The following is a 15,138-nucleotide window of genomic DNA, read 5'->3' on the forward strand; positions in this document are numbered from 1 at the left end:
CACTATGGGACGGTTTGAAGGCAAGGTGGCCGTGGTGACCGGCGCCGGCGCCGGCATCGGCAAGGCATGCGCTCTCGCCATCGCGCGCGGGGGCGGCAGAGTGGTGGTGGCCGACATTGATGGCTCGGCGGCCATCGCCTGCACCGCGCAGATCGCGGCCGATGCAGGCCACGCGCTGCCCATAGCCATGGATATCGCCGATGAGCAGGCGGTGGCAGCGCTGTTCGAGACGGCGGAGCGGCACTTCGGGGGGGTCGACCTGCTGGTGAACAATGCGAGCGCCATGCATCTGACCCCGCGCGACTGCGCGATCCTCGACCTGGACCTGGCAGTCTGGGACCAGACCATGGCGACCAATCTGCGCGGCACGCTGCTCTGCTGCCGGCAGGCCATCCCACGGATGATCGACCGCGGCGGTGGCGCGATCGTCAACATGTCGTCGTGCCAAGGGCTCAGCGGTGACACGGCGCAGACGTCCTACGGCGCGTCGAAGGCGGCGATGAACATGCTCTCGGCTTCGCTCGCCACCCAGTACGGTCATGCGCAGATTCGCTGCAACGCGGTTGCGCCGGGTCTTATCATGACCGAGCGTCTCCTCGCCAAGCTGGACGAGTGCATGCAACGGCATCTGCGCCGGCACCAGCTCCTGCCGCGCGTCGGCCGCCCCGAGGACGTGGCCGCACTCGTGGCGTTCCTGCTCTCCGCCGATGCTGCGTTCATCACCGGCCAGGTCGTGTGCATCGATGGCGGCATGCTGGCGCATGTGCCGACATACGCCGACGGCGGCAACAGCTGCGCCGCGCGCCCTGTCGGCGACACCGAACCGGCGGCGGCGGCGCGCTGCTGATGGACATACTGCTCAACCCACTCAACCGTCGGCACCGGCTGCGATCCGACATCCCGGTCATGCCCGGCGCTTTCCCCTTGGTCGGGCATCTTCCCGCCATTGTCTGCGACCTGCCGCGCCTGCTGCAACGCGCAGAACGGACGCTGGGCAGCCACTTCTGGCTGGATTTCGGCCCTGCCGGACATCTGATGACCTGTGTGGATCCGGACGCATTCTCTCTGCTCAAGCACAAGGACGTGTCCTCGGCGCTGATCGAAGAGATCGCGCCCGAATTGCTTGGCGGAACGTTGGTTGCCCTGGACGGCGGCGCGCACCGGCAGGCGCGCGATGCCATCAAGGCAGCGTTCTTGCCCAAGGGGCTGACCCAGGCCGGGATCGGCGACCTGTTCGCGCCGGTCATCCAGGCGCGGGTGCAGGCGTGGCGCGCCCGCGGCGAGGTAACTATCCTGCGCGAGACCGGCGACCTGATGCTGAAGCTCATCTTCAGCCTCATGGGAATCCCCGCGCAGGACCTGCCGGGATGGCATCGCAAGTACCGGCAATTGCTGCAGTTGATCGTCGCGCCACCGGTCGACCTGCCCGGATTGCCTTTGCGGCGCGGCCGCGCTGCCCGCGACTGGATCGACGCGCAGTTGCGCCGGTTCGTCCGCGATGCGCGCGCGCATGCCGCGCGCACCGGGTTCATTAACGACATGGTGAGCGCTTTTGACAGCAGCGACGGTCCGCTCTCCGATGACGTCCTGGTCGCGAATATTCGCTTGCTGCTGCTTGCCGGTCACGACACCACTGCCTCGACGATGGCCTGGATCGTGATCGAGCTGGCGCGGCAGCCTGTGCTGTGGGACGCCCTGGTCGAGGAGGCGCAACGCGTGGGCGCGGTGCCGACCCGGCACGCGGACCTGGCGCAGTGTCCGGTCGCCGAGGCGCTGTTCCGCGAGACACTGCGCCTGCATCCGGCGACCACGCTCCTGCCGCGTCGCGCGCTGCAGGAATTGCAACTCGGCCAACGGCGCATTCCCGCAGGCACCCATCTATGCATCCCGCTGCAGCATTTCTCGACCTCGGCGCTGCTGCACGAGGCGCCTGATCAGTTCCGCCTGGCGCGGTGGCTGCAACGCACGGAGCCGATCCGGCCCGTGGACATGCTGCAGTTCGGTACTGGCCCACACGTCTGCATCGGCTACCACCTGGTATGGCTGGAAATGGTGCAGTTCTGCATCGCCTTGGCGCTGACCATGCACAAGGCCGGGGTGCGGCCGCAGTTGCTGAGCGACGTCGAAAAGAGCCGGCGCTACTACCCGACCGCACATCCGTCCATGGCAATCCGCATAGGCTTCTCATGAGCTGGGCACGCCTGTGTGGCAAGGCAGCGGCGCCGGCGGGGCGCGGCATTGCGGCACTCAGCGCACGCACTCGTGTGACGCCGGCAACACCGTGACGGCTTGCGCTCGGCGCAGCCGTCTCAGCTACAAGGACATCAACAACATGCAGACCGGTTCAACTCCACGCGACCGAATTGGCGTTTCCGCATTCGGCGGATTGGGCGCGCAGGCGCGCGGCGCCTCTGGCGGGCTGCTCCCGGAGATCTGGATGCAGGACGGCGCAAAGCGGGTCGAACAGGCTCTGGGGCGTCTGCTCTGCGCCGAAGACGACGGCAAGACAGAGCTGATGGCGGCCATGCGCTACGCCACCTTGCATGGCGGGAAGCGCACCCGCGCCTTGCTCTGTCTGGCTGCCGGCGCACTGGCGGGCACGCCGGCGCACATGCTCGACGACGTCGGTGCCGCCATCGAGATGATGCACGCCTGTACCCTGGTCCACGACGACCTGCCCGCGATGGATGACGACGTGCTTCGCCGCGGCCTTCCGACCGTGCACGTAAAGTTCGGCGAAGCCACTGCGATCCTGGTCGGCGATGCGCTGCAGGCCCACGCCTTCCTGACGCTGGCGAGCCTGGATGCGCCGGGCGACAACCGTATCGCGCTCGTGCGCGAACTGGCGCAGGCGGTGTCCGCCGAGGGTGCCGCAGGCGGGCAGGCCATCGATCTGTCGCTGGTCGGAAAGCACGCCGGGCTGGACAGGATCCTGGCGATGCACGGGATGAAAACCGGAGCGCTAGTGCGCGCGTCGGTTCGCATGGGCGCGCTATACTCCATCGCGGAGGATGCCGCGCACGCTGCGCTGTATGCTGCGCTCGATCGCTACACCGCCTGTTTCGGCCTGGCGTTGCAGGTGGCCGACGACATTCTCGACGCGACGGCGGATACCGCGACTCTTGGCAAGACCCCCGGTAAGGACGCGGCGGCGCAAAAGCCGACCTGCGCGTCGATCATGGGGCTGCAGGCTGCGCGCCAGTTCGCCCTGTACTTGTTGCACGACGCCGGGGAGGCCATCGCCCCTCTGGGGCCGCGTGCGGAAGGGTTGGCGCAGATGCTGCAGCGGGCCAACGTCTATCTGTCCGCGCCATACGCATGAGCGGGCCCATCCGTAAGGACTCGCCCCTGTGCTGCTGCGATCGGCCGGCGGGCGCAGCATGCTGCACTGTGTCCGTGTCGGCGGCGACGTGCGCGGCGTCTGCCCGTTTCTGTTCTCGTTAGCCCTCTGCAGAAGGAACATACCGCGTGAACGCGCTGTCCGAACAGATCCTTTCCGAAATGCGCCACCTGCTGAGCGATATGAGGGACGGCGGCAGTGTCGGTCCGTCCGTCTACGACACGGCGCGAGCTCTGCAGTTCCACGGCAACGTCACCGGTCGGCAGGACGCATACGCGTGGCTCATCGCGCAGCAACAGGCCGATGGCGGATGGGGAAGTGCGGACTTCCCGCTGTTTCGCCATGCGCCCACGTGGGCGGCGTTGCTGGCATTGCAGCGTGCCGATCCTCTTCCTGGCGCTGCCGACGCAGTCCATGCTGCAACCCGGTTCATCGAGCGCCAGCCCGATCCCTACGCGCATGCGGTGCCGGAAGACGCGCCCATCGGCGCGGAGCTGATCCTGCCGCAGTTGTGCGACGAGGCCGCATCCTTGCTGGGTGGCGTGGCGTTTCCGCGCCACCCGGCGCTGTTGCCGTTGCGGCAAGCACGCCTGGCCAAGCTGGGGCCAGTTGCGACGTTGCCGAGCGGCCATCCGTTGCTGCACTCCTGGGAAGCCTGGGGGACGTCGCCGGCCACCGCATGCCCGGACGACGACGGCAGCATCGGCATTAGTCCGGCCGCCACCGCGGCGTGGCGTGCGCAAGCCGTGACACAGGGAAGAACGCCGCAGGTCGGGCGCACCGACGGGTATCTGCAGGCGGCATCGCGGGCGACGCGCACCGGCATCGAAGGTGTCGTTCCCAACGTCTGGCCAATCAATGTGTTCGAGCCATGCTGGTCGCTGTACACGCTGCATCTGGCCGGTCTGTTCGCGCATCCCGCGCTCGCCGAGGCGGTGCAAGTGATCATCGCGCAGCTCGACGCCCGCCTCGGCGTGCGCGGTCTGGGCCCGGCCTTGCACTTCGCGGCCGATGCGGACGACACCGCCGTTGCATTGTGCGTCCTTCGCCTTGCAGGCCGCGACCCGGCGGTCGACGCGTTGCGCCATTTCGAAACCGGCGAGCTGTTCGTCACCTTCCCCGGCGAGCGCAATGCCTCGGTGTCGACCAACATCCATGCCCTGCATGCGTTGCGAATGTTGGGAAAGCCCGCCGCCCGCACCAGCGCCTACGTCGAGGCCAATCGCAACCCGCACGGTCTATGGGACAACGAAAAATGGCACGTTTCCTGGCTGTATCCAACCGCGCATGCGGTCGCTGCGCTGGCGCAAGGCAAGCCCCAGTGGCGCGACGAGCGCGCGCTGGCAGCGCTGCTGCAGGCGCAGCGCGACGACGGCGGCTGGGGCGCCGGTCGCGCGTCCTCATTCGAGGAAACCGCCTATGCGCTGTTCGCGTTGCACGTGATGGACGGGAGCGAAGAGCCGGCAGGGCGTCGGCGCATCGCGCAGGCGGTGGCGGGTGCGCTGAAGTGGATGCTCGCTCGCCACGCGGCGCATGTATTGCCCCAGACGCCGCTGTGGATCGGCAAGGAACTGTATTGCCCCACGCGGGTGGTGCGCGTGGCCGAACTCGCCGGGTTGTGGCTGGCGCTTCGTTCGGGGCGGCGCGTCTCGGCCGAGGGAGCAGGAGCCGGGCCATGATCCCGACCGATCGCGCGCTGCAGCAGGTGCTGGAATGGGGGCGTTCCCTGACTGGGTTCACCGACGAGCATGGCCTGGAAGCAGTCAGGGGCGGCCAGTACATCCTGCAGCGCATCCACCCGAGCCTGCGCGACACCAGCGCCCGCACCGGCCGCGATCCGCTGGACGAGACGCTGATCGTGGCGTTCTATCGCGAACTGGCGCTGCTGTTCTGGCTCGACGATTGCAACGACCTTGACCTGATCGCGCCGGAGCAGCTCGCCGCGGTGGAGCAGGCGCTCGGGCAAGGCGTGCCGTGCGCGCTCCCCGGATTCGAGGGCTGTGCTGTGCTGCGCGCTTCGCTCGCCGCGCTCGCCTACGATCGTCGCGACTATGCTCAGCTTCTCTACCATACCCGGTGCTACTGCGCGGCGCTGCGTGCCGGACACGCGCAGGCGGCAGGGGCAGAGCGCTGGTCCTACGCCGAGTACTTGCAGAACGGCGTGGATTCGATCGCCTACACGAACGTGTTCTGTTGCCTGTCCTTGCTGTGGGGGCTGGACATGGCGACCTTGCGCGCGCATCCGGCGTTTCGCCAGGTCCTGCGGCTCATCTCCGCGATAGGGCGCTTGCAGAACGATCTGCATGGACGCGAAAAGGATAAGTCGGCCGGCGAGGGAGCTAACGCGGCGATCCTGCTGCTGCAGCGCTATCCGGCTATGCCTGTGGTGGAGTTCCTCAACGACGAGCTGGCCGGCCATACCCGCATGCTGCACCGGATGATGGCGCAAGAACCCTTTCCACCGCCGTGGGGACCGTTGATCGAAGCCATGGCGGCCATCCGCGCGCAGTACTACCAGACCTCAACCAGCCGCTACCGCAGCGACGCTGCGGGGGGAGGCGAGCGTGCGCCGGCCTGAACGCGCGGGAAACGGCGGCGTGCGCGCGCTGCCGTCGGTCCGATCCGACGCAACGCCGTCGCCCGATGCGGCGGATGGGTCGAGCATCAGCGACACCAAGCTGAGCCGGCGCAAGGACGACCACCTGGACATCGTGCTGGATCGGCGAGCGGCGTGGGCCAAGGCCGCCGGCTGGGAGTGCATTCGTTTCGAACACTGCGCATTGCCCGAGTTGGACCTGACGCAGATCGACCTCAGCGCCTCGCTGCTGGGCAAGACCATGCGCGCGCCTCTGCTGATCAGCTCCATGACCGGCGGCATGCCACGCGCCGAGGCCATTAACCGGCATCTGAGCGAGGCAGCGCAAGCCTTGGGGATCGCCATGTGCGTCGGTTCGCAGCGCGTGAGCCTGCAATCCCGCAACTCCCAGGGGCTGACGCGCGCGCTGCGCCGCCTCGCCCCAGACGTTCCCTTGCTGGCCAATATCGGCGCCGCGCAACTGCGTGAGGCCGACGGCCTGGACCTCGCGCGCCGGGCGGTGGGTGCACTGGAGGCCGATGGACTCATCGTCCATCTCAATCCGCTGCAGGAAGCGGTACAGCCGGAAGGCGACCGCGACTGGCGCGGCGTCCTGGCGCAGATCGCTCGCGCCGCACGCAGCGTGGGCGTGCCGATCGTGGCCAAGGAAGTCGGGTCGGGCCTGTCCGCCTCGGTGGCCTGTGCGCTCGTAGAGGCGGGCGTGGCGGTGATCGATGTCGCCGGCGCCGGCGGCACCAGTTGGGCCGCGGTGGAGGGCGAGCGCGCCCGCGATGCCGCCGACCGCGCAGTGGCGATGGCGTTCGCCGATTGGGGGATTCCGACTCCGGCCAGCGTGCAGGCGGTCCGTCGGGCGCTGCCAGCGGTGAAGCTGATTGCGTCGGGCGGGATCAGCGACGGCGTCGACGTGGCCAAGGCTATCCGCCTGGGCGCGGACATCGCCGGGCAGGCGGCTGGCGTGCTGCGCGCGGCTACGGTATCCACCGAGGCGGTTGTCGCGCATTTCGAGATCGTCATCCGCCAGTTGGCCGTCGCCTGCTTCTGCACCGGCTCGGCTGATCTGGCGGCTTTGCGTCAAGCGCGCTTGTTGGCCTCGGCGCATCTGCCCGCCGGTTGATGTCAGCCTCGATCGCACGTGGCGACGGGCGCCTAGTCTCACTGAGTCAGAAAGTCTCGGAAGCGGGGATTCGCGCTGGTCGCGGGCTTGTTCGGGTGCTGCTTTGTGATCAGGGAGGCGCCCCGCCGTAGCCGACTGGGGCATCTGAGAGTGAAGCCGCATTCGACGCCATGTCGCGCTTTGATCGGGGTGATCGGTCACGCCAACCGAGTTGAGCCCCTGAAGGGGCCGGGGGTGCTGGAGGCCGGCTACGCTTGGACCGCATCAACCCCTCGGAAAGCTACAGCGACGGCCACGGCAAGCATACCAACATGGTGGAGAGCTATTTCAGCCGCCTTCGCCGCATAGTCGCCGCCAGCAGTACGCCATCATGCAGCATGGCTGGAAGATCACCCTCGCAATTCCAACGGCGATAACGCATTTAGGCTGCTTGGCCGAGCGATGCAGCATGGAGTGGCGTACGTGGAAACGTTATTGGCAGCGAAACGTGGACAAAATAATTCGCAAATTCCCGCATTTCGCCAAATTAGCAACCAAATTGCTACGTACGCATTTATGACGCACCAGATTGCACGTTGCATGTTTGCAGAAAATTGACAAATATGTGCGTTGCTTGTATGGCGCGCCCAACTAGCATTTACCCCGCTGGGCCAGGGAACGGGAGAACGACGCATGATGATGGAGAAAGGTGTAAAGCCGAGGATCGCTGAAAGATGCGCTCTTCCGCGTGACATTTCAAGATTCAAGAAACTGCACGAAAACGGTCGCGCGGTTATCAAGCCGAATCCTGACAAGACTCTCGGTTATGTGTCTACCGCTGAATTGGTGAATGAAACGGTGAAAACCGCTTCGTAACCCTGATTTCTATTTGCTTTTAGAGGGCGAAGGTTTACCAACCTTCGCCCTCTTGCTGTTTGGGGCGGCTGGGAGTTCGATTTGAAATGATTCCGTTTGATGAGACAAAATTGGATGAATGGCTCTCCGACTACGAGTCGTTCAATTACGCGTTCCGTCAATTTTGCTACGCGAATTTCAAGGTCCATGAGCTCGACGCGCAATTCATTCCCAACGTTATAAAGCAAATTCACGCCCAGTGGGTCAGCGACAACGAAAAGTGGCTGAATGAAGAGACGCCCGAACATACGACTAGGCTATCGCACGTAAAAATTCTCGCCTTGCTTCTTTATAATCTGAACGCGGAACCGTTTCTCGGCAATTTCTTCGATCACGAATATCAGGAAGACGTCCCTTACGCTTTCAAGGGAACCGACGAGGAAAAGGCCGCTGCGCGCCGCGATCTCATAGATGGCCGTGAAGCAATTTTGGCTTTGGACTTCTGCCTTCTGATCATCAACTGGTTTGAGAAGAACCGGATGGATCGCGCGATCCCGTACCGACAGCCGATGACGCCCGACATGCGCCACGATCTTCTCGGGTACCTTTTGAATGGGAGCGTTGACCGCAAGGCCCTTTACCTGATTTTGAAGGCCATGTATCTTCGGCCAAGCAAGGGCGGCTCCGCCAATTAGCAATCCTTCCCTCTTTTAACGCTCTCCGCTGCCTTGGCTTTCCGCTTCCGCGAACCTTCGTGGAATTGACGCCCTGTCTAATCGGCTCGACAAGGAACGCGTCCGTCCCAGCCCTTCGGCCTGAACGACCCGCTGGGCCCTCTCTTTGTTTGACTTGCTGCCTTCCGCCGCGGGCTTCATGATAACCCTGCAAAGCTCTCCGCCGAAGCGGTTGGGTTTGCGCCGCAATGGCCTGATCCGCGACGGGTCGCCCGTGGCTATATGATACGCGAACAGATCATAGAGTTGTGACTTGCTTGTCGGAGATACCTTTGCGTATCATCGCGCATTCGAAAAGATCGTTTACGTATCATAATGGATTCTCAATCGGAAATTCTTCTCGAAATTGGTGGGCTTTTCAGGCAGGCCAGGCTGGCGGCTGCGATGACGCAGGAGCAGGTCGCTGATTTGGCGGGTATATCCCGTCCCCGATATCGCGACATCGAAAAGGGAGCCGCAGCCGCGCGTGCGACAACGCTCATGAATATTGCTCGAGCGCTCGGTCTGGAAATGATGCTGGTTCCGCAAGCCATGGTGCCGGCTGTTCAGGCTCTATTGCGTCCGCATCATGATGACGATCGACCGGCCTTTGTTTCTCAACCTGACGATGACGATCATGCCTCCAGTCTTTCGCGCACCTAAGACGATCCCGTCGCTGGACGTGCTCTTGAAGGCAGTGAAGATCGGCACAATCGTCAGGACGCCGGGCGATATGCATTCAACTTCGATGAGGCCTACTGCGCGACGGGCGGCTTTCCGGTTGTCAGCCTCTCGTTTTGGGCAGCGACGGGAGTGTTGCGGAAAGATCCGAAGCCTGTGCCAAGCGCCTTGCCCGCTTTGTTCGCGAACCTCCTGCCGGAGGAGAAATTGCGCAGGCGATGGAAGGCACCACGAAGGCAATGTGCGGCCAGGCAATGATTTCGACCTTTTAGCGGCGCTGGGCGCCGATCTGCCGGGAGCCGCACGGGCGTTGCCCAGTGACGGCGCGATAGCGGTTTCGCAGGATGCTTCAAAGGATCAGCCCAAGGCACGGTTCTCGCTTGCCGGCGTGCAGATGAAGCTGTCGGTCATGAAGAACATTGGAAAAGGCGGCGGCCTTACCTTGCCGATGGACGACGAGCAGGGCCGGTACATTGCCAAGTTCCCTTCGACGGCCTTCCCGGGCTTTTCCGAGAACGAATTCGCCAACCTGGCGCTGGCAGCAGCAATCGGCATGGACGTTCCTGAATGCGAACTGGTCGAGAAGTCCGATTTTGAGGGCGTTCCCGAAGAATTCAATACGCTGTCTGACGGCAAGGTCCTTCTCGTCAAACGCTTCGATCGCGGCGCCGGTGGCGAGAGGATACACATCGAGGATTTCGCCCAGGTCTTCGATGTCTACCCCTCGCGCAAATATGAGGGGGCTGCTTATCACGACATAGCCTTGGCTCTTGGCGTGGCCGTCTCGCCTACGGCGGCTCTCGAGTTCGTCCGCCGCATGGCACTGACCGTCATCACCGGCAATGGCGACATGCACCTGAAGAACTGGTCTTTGATCTATCCCGGTAACGGCGACAAGCCGGCGCTTGCACCAATCTACGACCTCCTATCCACCGTGCCATATATTCCCGCCGACGCCATGGGGCTGTCGCTTGGAGGAGAGCGCTCGTTCAAGGCGCTAGCAGCACCGCGATGGAAAGCATTTGCGAACCGTGCACCGCTTCCGGAGCCAGCAGTCCTGAAGGCAGTGGTCGAGACGGTCAAACTCGTCAACGAGTACTGGTGGCATCTGCCTGAGCGCGACGTTGTCGCAGCGAAAGTGCTCGAGCGGATGACGAACATGTGAAGGCGATGACGCCGATACTGAACTCCTGTGCCGACAAGTGAGCCGAGACCCCTCGAATTGCTGATATAGCGGGACCATCCGCCTGTGGCACCGGATGAGTGGCCGCGGACCGATGGTATGCCAGCGTCGCGCGCAGGATTCTACGCAGTCTCGACGAGGACACGCGAGACGAAGCACGTCAGCTCGCTGGCACAAAAAGTTTCGCAGCTTCCCGCAAGTAGGTTGAGATGCTGTTCGTCCACGTCAACACAACGACGCGGTGCAAACGAATTCGGTGACTGAGGATCGCGATCCGACGCTTTGTGTCGCCAATGTCGCGTCCGCTACACGGGCTGTTCCGACGATCCTTTTCTTTGAACTCAAGCTAAACCACTGAAAAACAAGCATGAAAACATTCATCGGTTGGATCAGCCAAATTGGCATGAGTCTTGAGATCCTTAGGTGCGAGGCGGCTAGAGCTGCCCGACCGGCATTCAAGTCGCGGCAGCCGCGATGAATGGGAACGAAGGAAGGAAAGCTACATGTCAGGTTTGCGTCAGATCGCCTTTTACGGCAAGGGCGGCATCGGCAAGTCCACCACCTCCCAAAATACGCTCGCCGCCCTGGTCGACCTCGGGCAGAGAATCCTCATCGTCGGCTGCGACCCCAAAGCCGACTCCACCCGCCTGATCCTGAACGCGAAGGCGCAGGATACGGTCCTGCATCTTGCGGCAGAGGAAGGTTCGGTGGAAGACCTGGAACTCGCGGACGTGCTCAAGGTCGGGTACAAAGGCATCAAATGCGTGGAGTCCGGCGGCCCTGAGCCGGGTGTCGGCTGCGCCGGCCGCGGAGTGATCACCTCGATCAACTTCCTCGAGGAGAACGGCGCCTACGACGATGTCGACTATGTCTCCTACGACGTGCTCGGGGATGTGGTGTGTGGCGGTTTCGCGATGCCGATCCGCGAGAACAAGGCCCAGGAGATCTATATCGTCATGTCCGGCGAGATGATGGCGCTCTATGCCGCCAACAACATCGCCAAGGGCATCCTGAAATACGCCCATTCGGGCGGCGTGCGGCTCGGTGGCCTGATCTGCAACGAGCGCCAAACCGACCGCGAGCTCGACCTCGCCGAAGCGCTGGCTTCCAGGCTCAATTCCAAGCTTATCCACTTCGTGCCGCGCGACAACATCGTCCAGCACGCCGAGCTCAGGAAGATGTCTGTGATCCAGTATGCGCCGGACTCCAAGCAGGCGGGGGAATACAGGGCGCTGGCCGAGAAGATCCACGGGAATTCGGGCCAGGGCACCATCCCGACCCCGATCACCATGGAGGAGCTCGAGGACATGCTGCTCGACTTCGGCATCATGAAGACGGACGAGCAGATGCTTGCCGAGCTTCAGGTCAAGGAAGCGGCCAAGGCGGCCGCACAGTAGCGACCGCTGCCGACACGAGGCGCCGCCCGACGTGGTGCGTCTTTCAAAGAACGGCGCCTCGTCGGTGAGGCGTCACCCTGAACCTTGAAAGGGGTCCCATGAGCCTGGAATACGAGAATGACGGTGGCCTCCATGCGAGGCTTATCGAGGAAGTGCTGTCGCAATATCCTGACAAGTCGGCGAAGCGCCGCAAAAAGCACCTCAGCGTCGCAAAAAGCGGCGACGAGGCTGGCGAGGAAAGCGAGGTCCTTTCCGAATGCGAGGTCAAATCGAACATCAAGTCCATCCCCGGCGTGATGACAATTCGCGGCTGCGCCTATGCCGGCTCGAAAGGCGTGGTGTGGGGTCCAGTCAAGGATATGGTCCATATCTCGCACGGGCCGGTCGGCTGCGGGCAATATTCCTGGTCTCAACGCCGCAACTACTACGTCGGCACGACCGGCATCGACACGTTCGTCACGATGCAGTTCACCTCCGATTTCCAGGAGAAGGACATTGTTTTCGGCGGCGACAAGAAGCTCGAACGGATCATCGACGAGATCGAGGAACTGTTTCCGCTGAACAAGGGCATGACCGTGCAATCCGAATGCCCGATTGGCCTGATTGGCGACGACACCGAAGCTGTGTCCCGCAACAAGGCCAAGGAGCACGAAAAGACAATCGTGCCGGTGCGCTGCGAGGGCTTCCGCGGCGTCTCGCAATCCCTCGGCCACCACATCGCCAACGACGCGATCCGCGACTGGGTGTTCGAGAAGAAGGACCTCGAGTTCGAGGCCGGCCCGTACGATGTCAATGTGGTCGGCGACTACAATATCGGCGGCGACGCCTGGGCTTCGCGCATCCTGCTCGAGGAGATGGGTCTGCGCGTGGTCGGCAACTGGTCGGGCGACGCTACGCTGGCCGAAATAGAGCGAGCGCCAAAGGCGAAACTCAATCTCATCCATTGCTACAGGTCGATGAACTACATCTGCCGGCACATGGAGGAAAAGTATGGCATCGCCTGGATGGAGTACAATTTCTTCGGGCCCTCCCAGACCGAAGCCTCTCTGCGCAAGATAGCCAAGCACTTCGGGCCGGAAATCGAGGCAAAGGCCGAGGCGGTCATCGCCAAATACCGGCCGCTGGTCGAGGCGGTCATAGCCAAGTACCGGCCGCGCCTCGAAGGCAGGACGGTGATGCTCTATGTCGGCGGGCTGCGCCCCCGTCACGTCGTCACGGCATATGAGGACCTGGGCATGGTGATCGTCGGCACTGGCTATGAATTTGGCCATAACGACGACTATCAGCGCACCGGCCACTACGTGAAGAAGGGCACGCTGATCTATGACGACGTGACTGGTTACGAGCTGGAGAAGTTCATCGAGGGGATCCGTCCTGATCTCGTGGGCTCCGGCATCAAAGAAAAGTACCCGGTCCAGAAGATGGGCATACCGTTCCGTCAAATGCATTCCTGGGATTATTCCGGCCCGTATCATGGCTACGACGGGTTCGCCATCTTCGCGCGCGATATGGACCTGGCCATCAACAACCCGGTCTGGAACCTCTACGACGCCCCCTGGAAGAAAAAAGCCGAGCCGTCGGCGGCGATCGCAGCCGAATGAAACCCTGGCCTCCCGGAAGCCGGGAGGCCGTGAACGCCTGTGGCCGCTTGTCCGCGGGAGACCTGAAACTTTCGACGTCCCTGTGCCGCCCTATGGCGGGCCAGATGGAAAGAGGTAACCACCCATGCCGCAGTCGGCTGAAAAAATTCTCGACCACGCGCCCCTGTTCCGCGAGCCGGAATACAGGCAGATGCTTGCCGAGAAGAGGCTGAATTTCGAATGTCCGCACCCGGACCAGGTCGTTACCGACCAACGCGAATTCTCCAAGACTTGGGAATACCGCGAGAAGAACCTCGCTCGCGAGGCGCTTGTCGTGAACCCCGCCAAGGCGTGCCAGCCGCTCGGCGCGGTGTTCGCGGCTGCGGGCTTCGAGCGAACGATGTCCTTCGTCCACGGCAGCCAGGGCTGCGTGGCCTATTACCGCTCGCACCTTTCGCGCCATTTCAAGGAGCCTGCTTCGGCGGTTTCCTCCTCGATGACTGAGGACGCGGCAGTGTTCGGCGGCCTGAAGAACCTGGTCGATGGGCTCGCCAACACGTACCAACTCTACGACCCGAAGATGATCGCCGTCTCGACCACTTGTATGGCGGAGGTCATTGGCGACGACCTGCACAGCTTCATCGAGAACGCCAAGGACCAAGGCTCGGTCCCGCGCGACTTCGACGTGCCCTTCGCCCACACGCCGGCCTTCGTCGGCAGCCATGTCGATGGCTACGACGTCGCGCTCAAGGGCATTTTGGAGCATTTCTGGAAAGGCGAGGAGCGAAACGAAGCCGAGGGGACCATCAACGTCATTCCGGGTTTCGACGGCTTCTGCGTGGGCAACAACCGGGAACTCAAGCGTCTGCTCGATCTGATAGGCGTGTCCTATACCTTCATCCAAGACGCCTCTGACCAGTTCGACACGCCGTCCGACGGCGAATACCGCATGTATGACGGCGGCACGAAGATCGAAGATGTGAGGAAGGCACTCAACGCCGAGGCGACGCTGTCGCTGCAGCATTACAACACCCGCAAAACATTGGAGTATTGCAAGGGAGTGGGGCAGGCGACGGCCTCCTTCCACTACCCGCTCGGAGTTAAGGCGACCGACGACTTCCTGATCGAGGTCTCCGCGATTTCCGGCAAGCAAATCCCCGAGGCACTCCGCCTCGAGCGCGGCCGACTTGTCGACGCCATGGCCGACAGCCAATCCTGGCTGCACGGGAAGAAATACGCAATTTACGGCGATCCGGACTTTGTCTATGCCATGGCCCGCTTCATCATGGAGACGGGCGGCGAGCCGACCCATTGCCTCGCCACCAACGGCACATCGGCATGGGAAGCGGAGTTGAAGGAACTGCTTGCATCATCGCCCTTCGGCAAGGATGCTCAAGTCTGGGCGGGCAAGGACCTCTGGGCGATGCGCTCGCTACTCTTCACCGAGCCGGTGGACCTGCTGATCGGCAACTCCTATGGCAAGTATCTGGAGCGCGACACGGGCACGCCGCTGATCCGGCTGACGTTTCCGATCTTCGACCGCCACCATCACCATCGGTTTGCGCTAATGGGCTACCAAGGCGGGCTGCGCGTATTGACGACGATCCTCGACAAGATCTTCGACAAGCTCGATCGCGAGACAAGCGAGACGGGCGTGACGGACTATTCGTATGACCTCACCCGCTAAGCGTGACGTCGGC

At 63.2% G+C, this 15,138-nt stretch carries 12 protein-coding genes and 2 pseudogenes; all 14 read left to right on the forward strand.

Annotated features, from left to right (window positions below; genetic code table 11):
- Window positions 1-4: 4 nt before the first annotated feature.
- Window positions 5-847, forward strand: coding sequence for an SDR family oxidoreductase (locus NKJ88_RS29185; protein WP_352446536.1), 843 nt, complete (start codon window positions 5-7; stop codon window positions 845-847).
- A complete protein-coding gene (locus NKJ88_RS29190) occupies window positions 847-2,190 on the forward strand; it encodes a cytochrome P450 (protein WP_352446509.1) in 1,344 nt (447 codons plus the stop codon). The genes NKJ88_RS29185 and NKJ88_RS29190 overlap by 1 nt, the downstream gene beginning before the upstream one ends.
- A 142-nt stretch (window positions 2,191-2,332) precedes the next feature.
- Complete coding sequence (locus tag NKJ88_RS29195) at window positions 2,333-3,322, forward strand: polyprenyl synthetase family protein (protein ID WP_352446510.1); 990 nt, start codon at window positions 2,333-2,335, stop codon at window positions 3,320-3,322.
- A gap of 146 nt (window positions 3,323-3,468) precedes the next feature.
- On the forward strand, window positions 3,469-5,019 hold the full coding sequence (locus NKJ88_RS29200) for a hypothetical protein (RefSeq protein ID WP_352446511.1): 1,551 nt from the start codon (window positions 3,469-3,471) through the stop codon (window positions 5,017-5,019).
- Window positions 5,016-5,918, forward strand: coding sequence for a terpene synthase family protein (locus NKJ88_RS29205; protein WP_352446512.1), 903 nt, complete (start codon window positions 5,016-5,018; stop codon window positions 5,916-5,918). Before NKJ88_RS29200 ends, NKJ88_RS29205 begins: the two co-directional genes overlap by 4 nt.
- A gap of 28 nt (window positions 5,919-5,946) precedes the next feature.
- A complete protein-coding gene (gene fni, locus NKJ88_RS29210; protein ID WP_502904778.1) occupies window positions 5,947-7,050 on the forward strand; it encodes a type 2 isopentenyl-diphosphate Delta-isomerase in 1,104 nt (367 codons plus the stop codon).
- Window positions 7,051-7,304: 254 nt separating this feature from the next.
- Window positions 7,305-7,534: pseudogene (locus NKJ88_RS29215) on the forward strand (IS1595 family transposase); the annotation flags it as partial.
- 188 nt (window positions 7,535-7,722) lie between these two features.
- Window positions 7,723-7,905 carry a hypothetical protein gene (locus tag NKJ88_RS29220; protein WP_352446513.1) on the forward strand — a complete coding sequence of 61 codons (183 nt, stop codon included), beginning with the start codon at window positions 7,723-7,725 and terminating at the stop codon, window positions 7,903-7,905.
- A gap of 86 nt (window positions 7,906-7,991) precedes the next feature.
- Window positions 7,992-8,579 carry a hypothetical protein gene (locus NKJ88_RS29225; protein WP_352446515.1) on the forward strand — a complete coding sequence of 196 codons (588 nt, stop codon included), beginning with the start codon at window positions 7,992-7,994 and terminating at the stop codon, window positions 8,577-8,579.
- Window positions 8,580-8,933: 354 nt separating this feature from the next.
- Entirely contained in the window at window positions 8,934-9,260 is a 327-nt protein-coding gene (locus NKJ88_RS29230; protein WP_352446517.1) for a helix-turn-helix domain-containing protein, read from the forward strand.
- Window positions 9,235-10,484, forward strand: a pseudogene (locus tag NKJ88_RS29235) (type II toxin-antitoxin system HipA family toxin). Before NKJ88_RS29230 ends, NKJ88_RS29235 begins: the two are co-directional and overlap by 26 nt.
- 480 nt (window positions 10,485-10,964) lie before the next feature.
- Window positions 10,965-11,858 (forward strand): nitrogenase iron protein, encoded by an 894-nt coding sequence (nifH, locus tag NKJ88_RS29240; RefSeq protein WP_023706403.1) that lies wholly within the window; start codon window positions 10,965-10,967, stop codon window positions 11,856-11,858.
- Window positions 11,859-11,956: 98 nt separating this feature from the next.
- Entirely contained in the window at window positions 11,957-13,459 is a 1,503-nt protein-coding gene (gene nifD / locus NKJ88_RS29245; protein WP_023684976.1) for a nitrogenase molybdenum-iron protein alpha chain, read from the forward strand.
- A 124-nt stretch (window positions 13,460-13,583) separates the two neighbouring features.
- Window positions 13,584-15,125 carry a nitrogenase molybdenum-iron protein subunit beta gene (gene nifK / locus NKJ88_RS29250; RefSeq protein WP_352446519.1) on the forward strand — a complete coding sequence of 514 codons (1,542 nt, stop codon included), beginning with the start codon at window positions 13,584-13,586 and terminating at the stop codon, window positions 15,123-15,125.
- Window positions 15,126-15,138: the final 13 nt, after the last annotated feature.

Source organism: Mesorhizobium sp. M0016 (assembly GCF_040324035.1).
Lineage (GTDB): Bacteria > Pseudomonadota > Alphaproteobacteria > Rhizobiales > Rhizobiaceae > Mesorhizobium.

Coding starts and splice junctions, on each gene's coding strand:
- NKJ88_RS29185 (WP_352446536.1), top strand. CDS start 5: ATGGGACGGTTTGAAGGCAAGGTGGCCGTGGTGACCGGCGCCGGCGCC.
- NKJ88_RS29190 (WP_352446509.1), top strand. CDS start 847: ATGGACATACTGCTCAACCCACTCAACCGTCGGCACCGGCTGCGATCC.
- NKJ88_RS29195 (WP_352446510.1), top strand. CDS start 2,333: ATGCAGACCGGTTCAACTCCACGCGACCGAATTGGCGTTTCCGCATTC.
- NKJ88_RS29205 (WP_352446512.1), top strand. CDS start 5,016: ATGATCCCGACCGATCGCGCGCTGCAGCAGGTGCTGGAATGGGGGCGT.
- NKJ88_RS29220 (WP_352446513.1), top strand. CDS start 7,723: ATGATGATGGAGAAAGGTGTAAAGCCGAGGATCGCTGAAAGATGCGCT.
- NKJ88_RS29225 (WP_352446515.1), top strand. CDS start 7,992: ATGATTCCGTTTGATGAGACAAAATTGGATGAATGGCTCTCCGACTAC.
- NKJ88_RS29230 (WP_352446517.1), top strand. CDS start 8,934: ATGGATTCTCAATCGGAAATTCTTCTCGAAATTGGTGGGCTTTTCAGG.
- nifH (WP_023706403.1), top strand. CDS start 10,965: ATGTCAGGTTTGCGTCAGATCGCCTTTTACGGCAAGGGCGGCATCGGC.
- nifD (WP_023684976.1), top strand. CDS start 11,957: ATGAGCCTGGAATACGAGAATGACGGTGGCCTCCATGCGAGGCTTATC.
- nifK (WP_352446519.1), top strand. CDS start 13,584: ATGCCGCAGTCGGCTGAAAAAATTCTCGACCACGCGCCCCTGTTCCGC.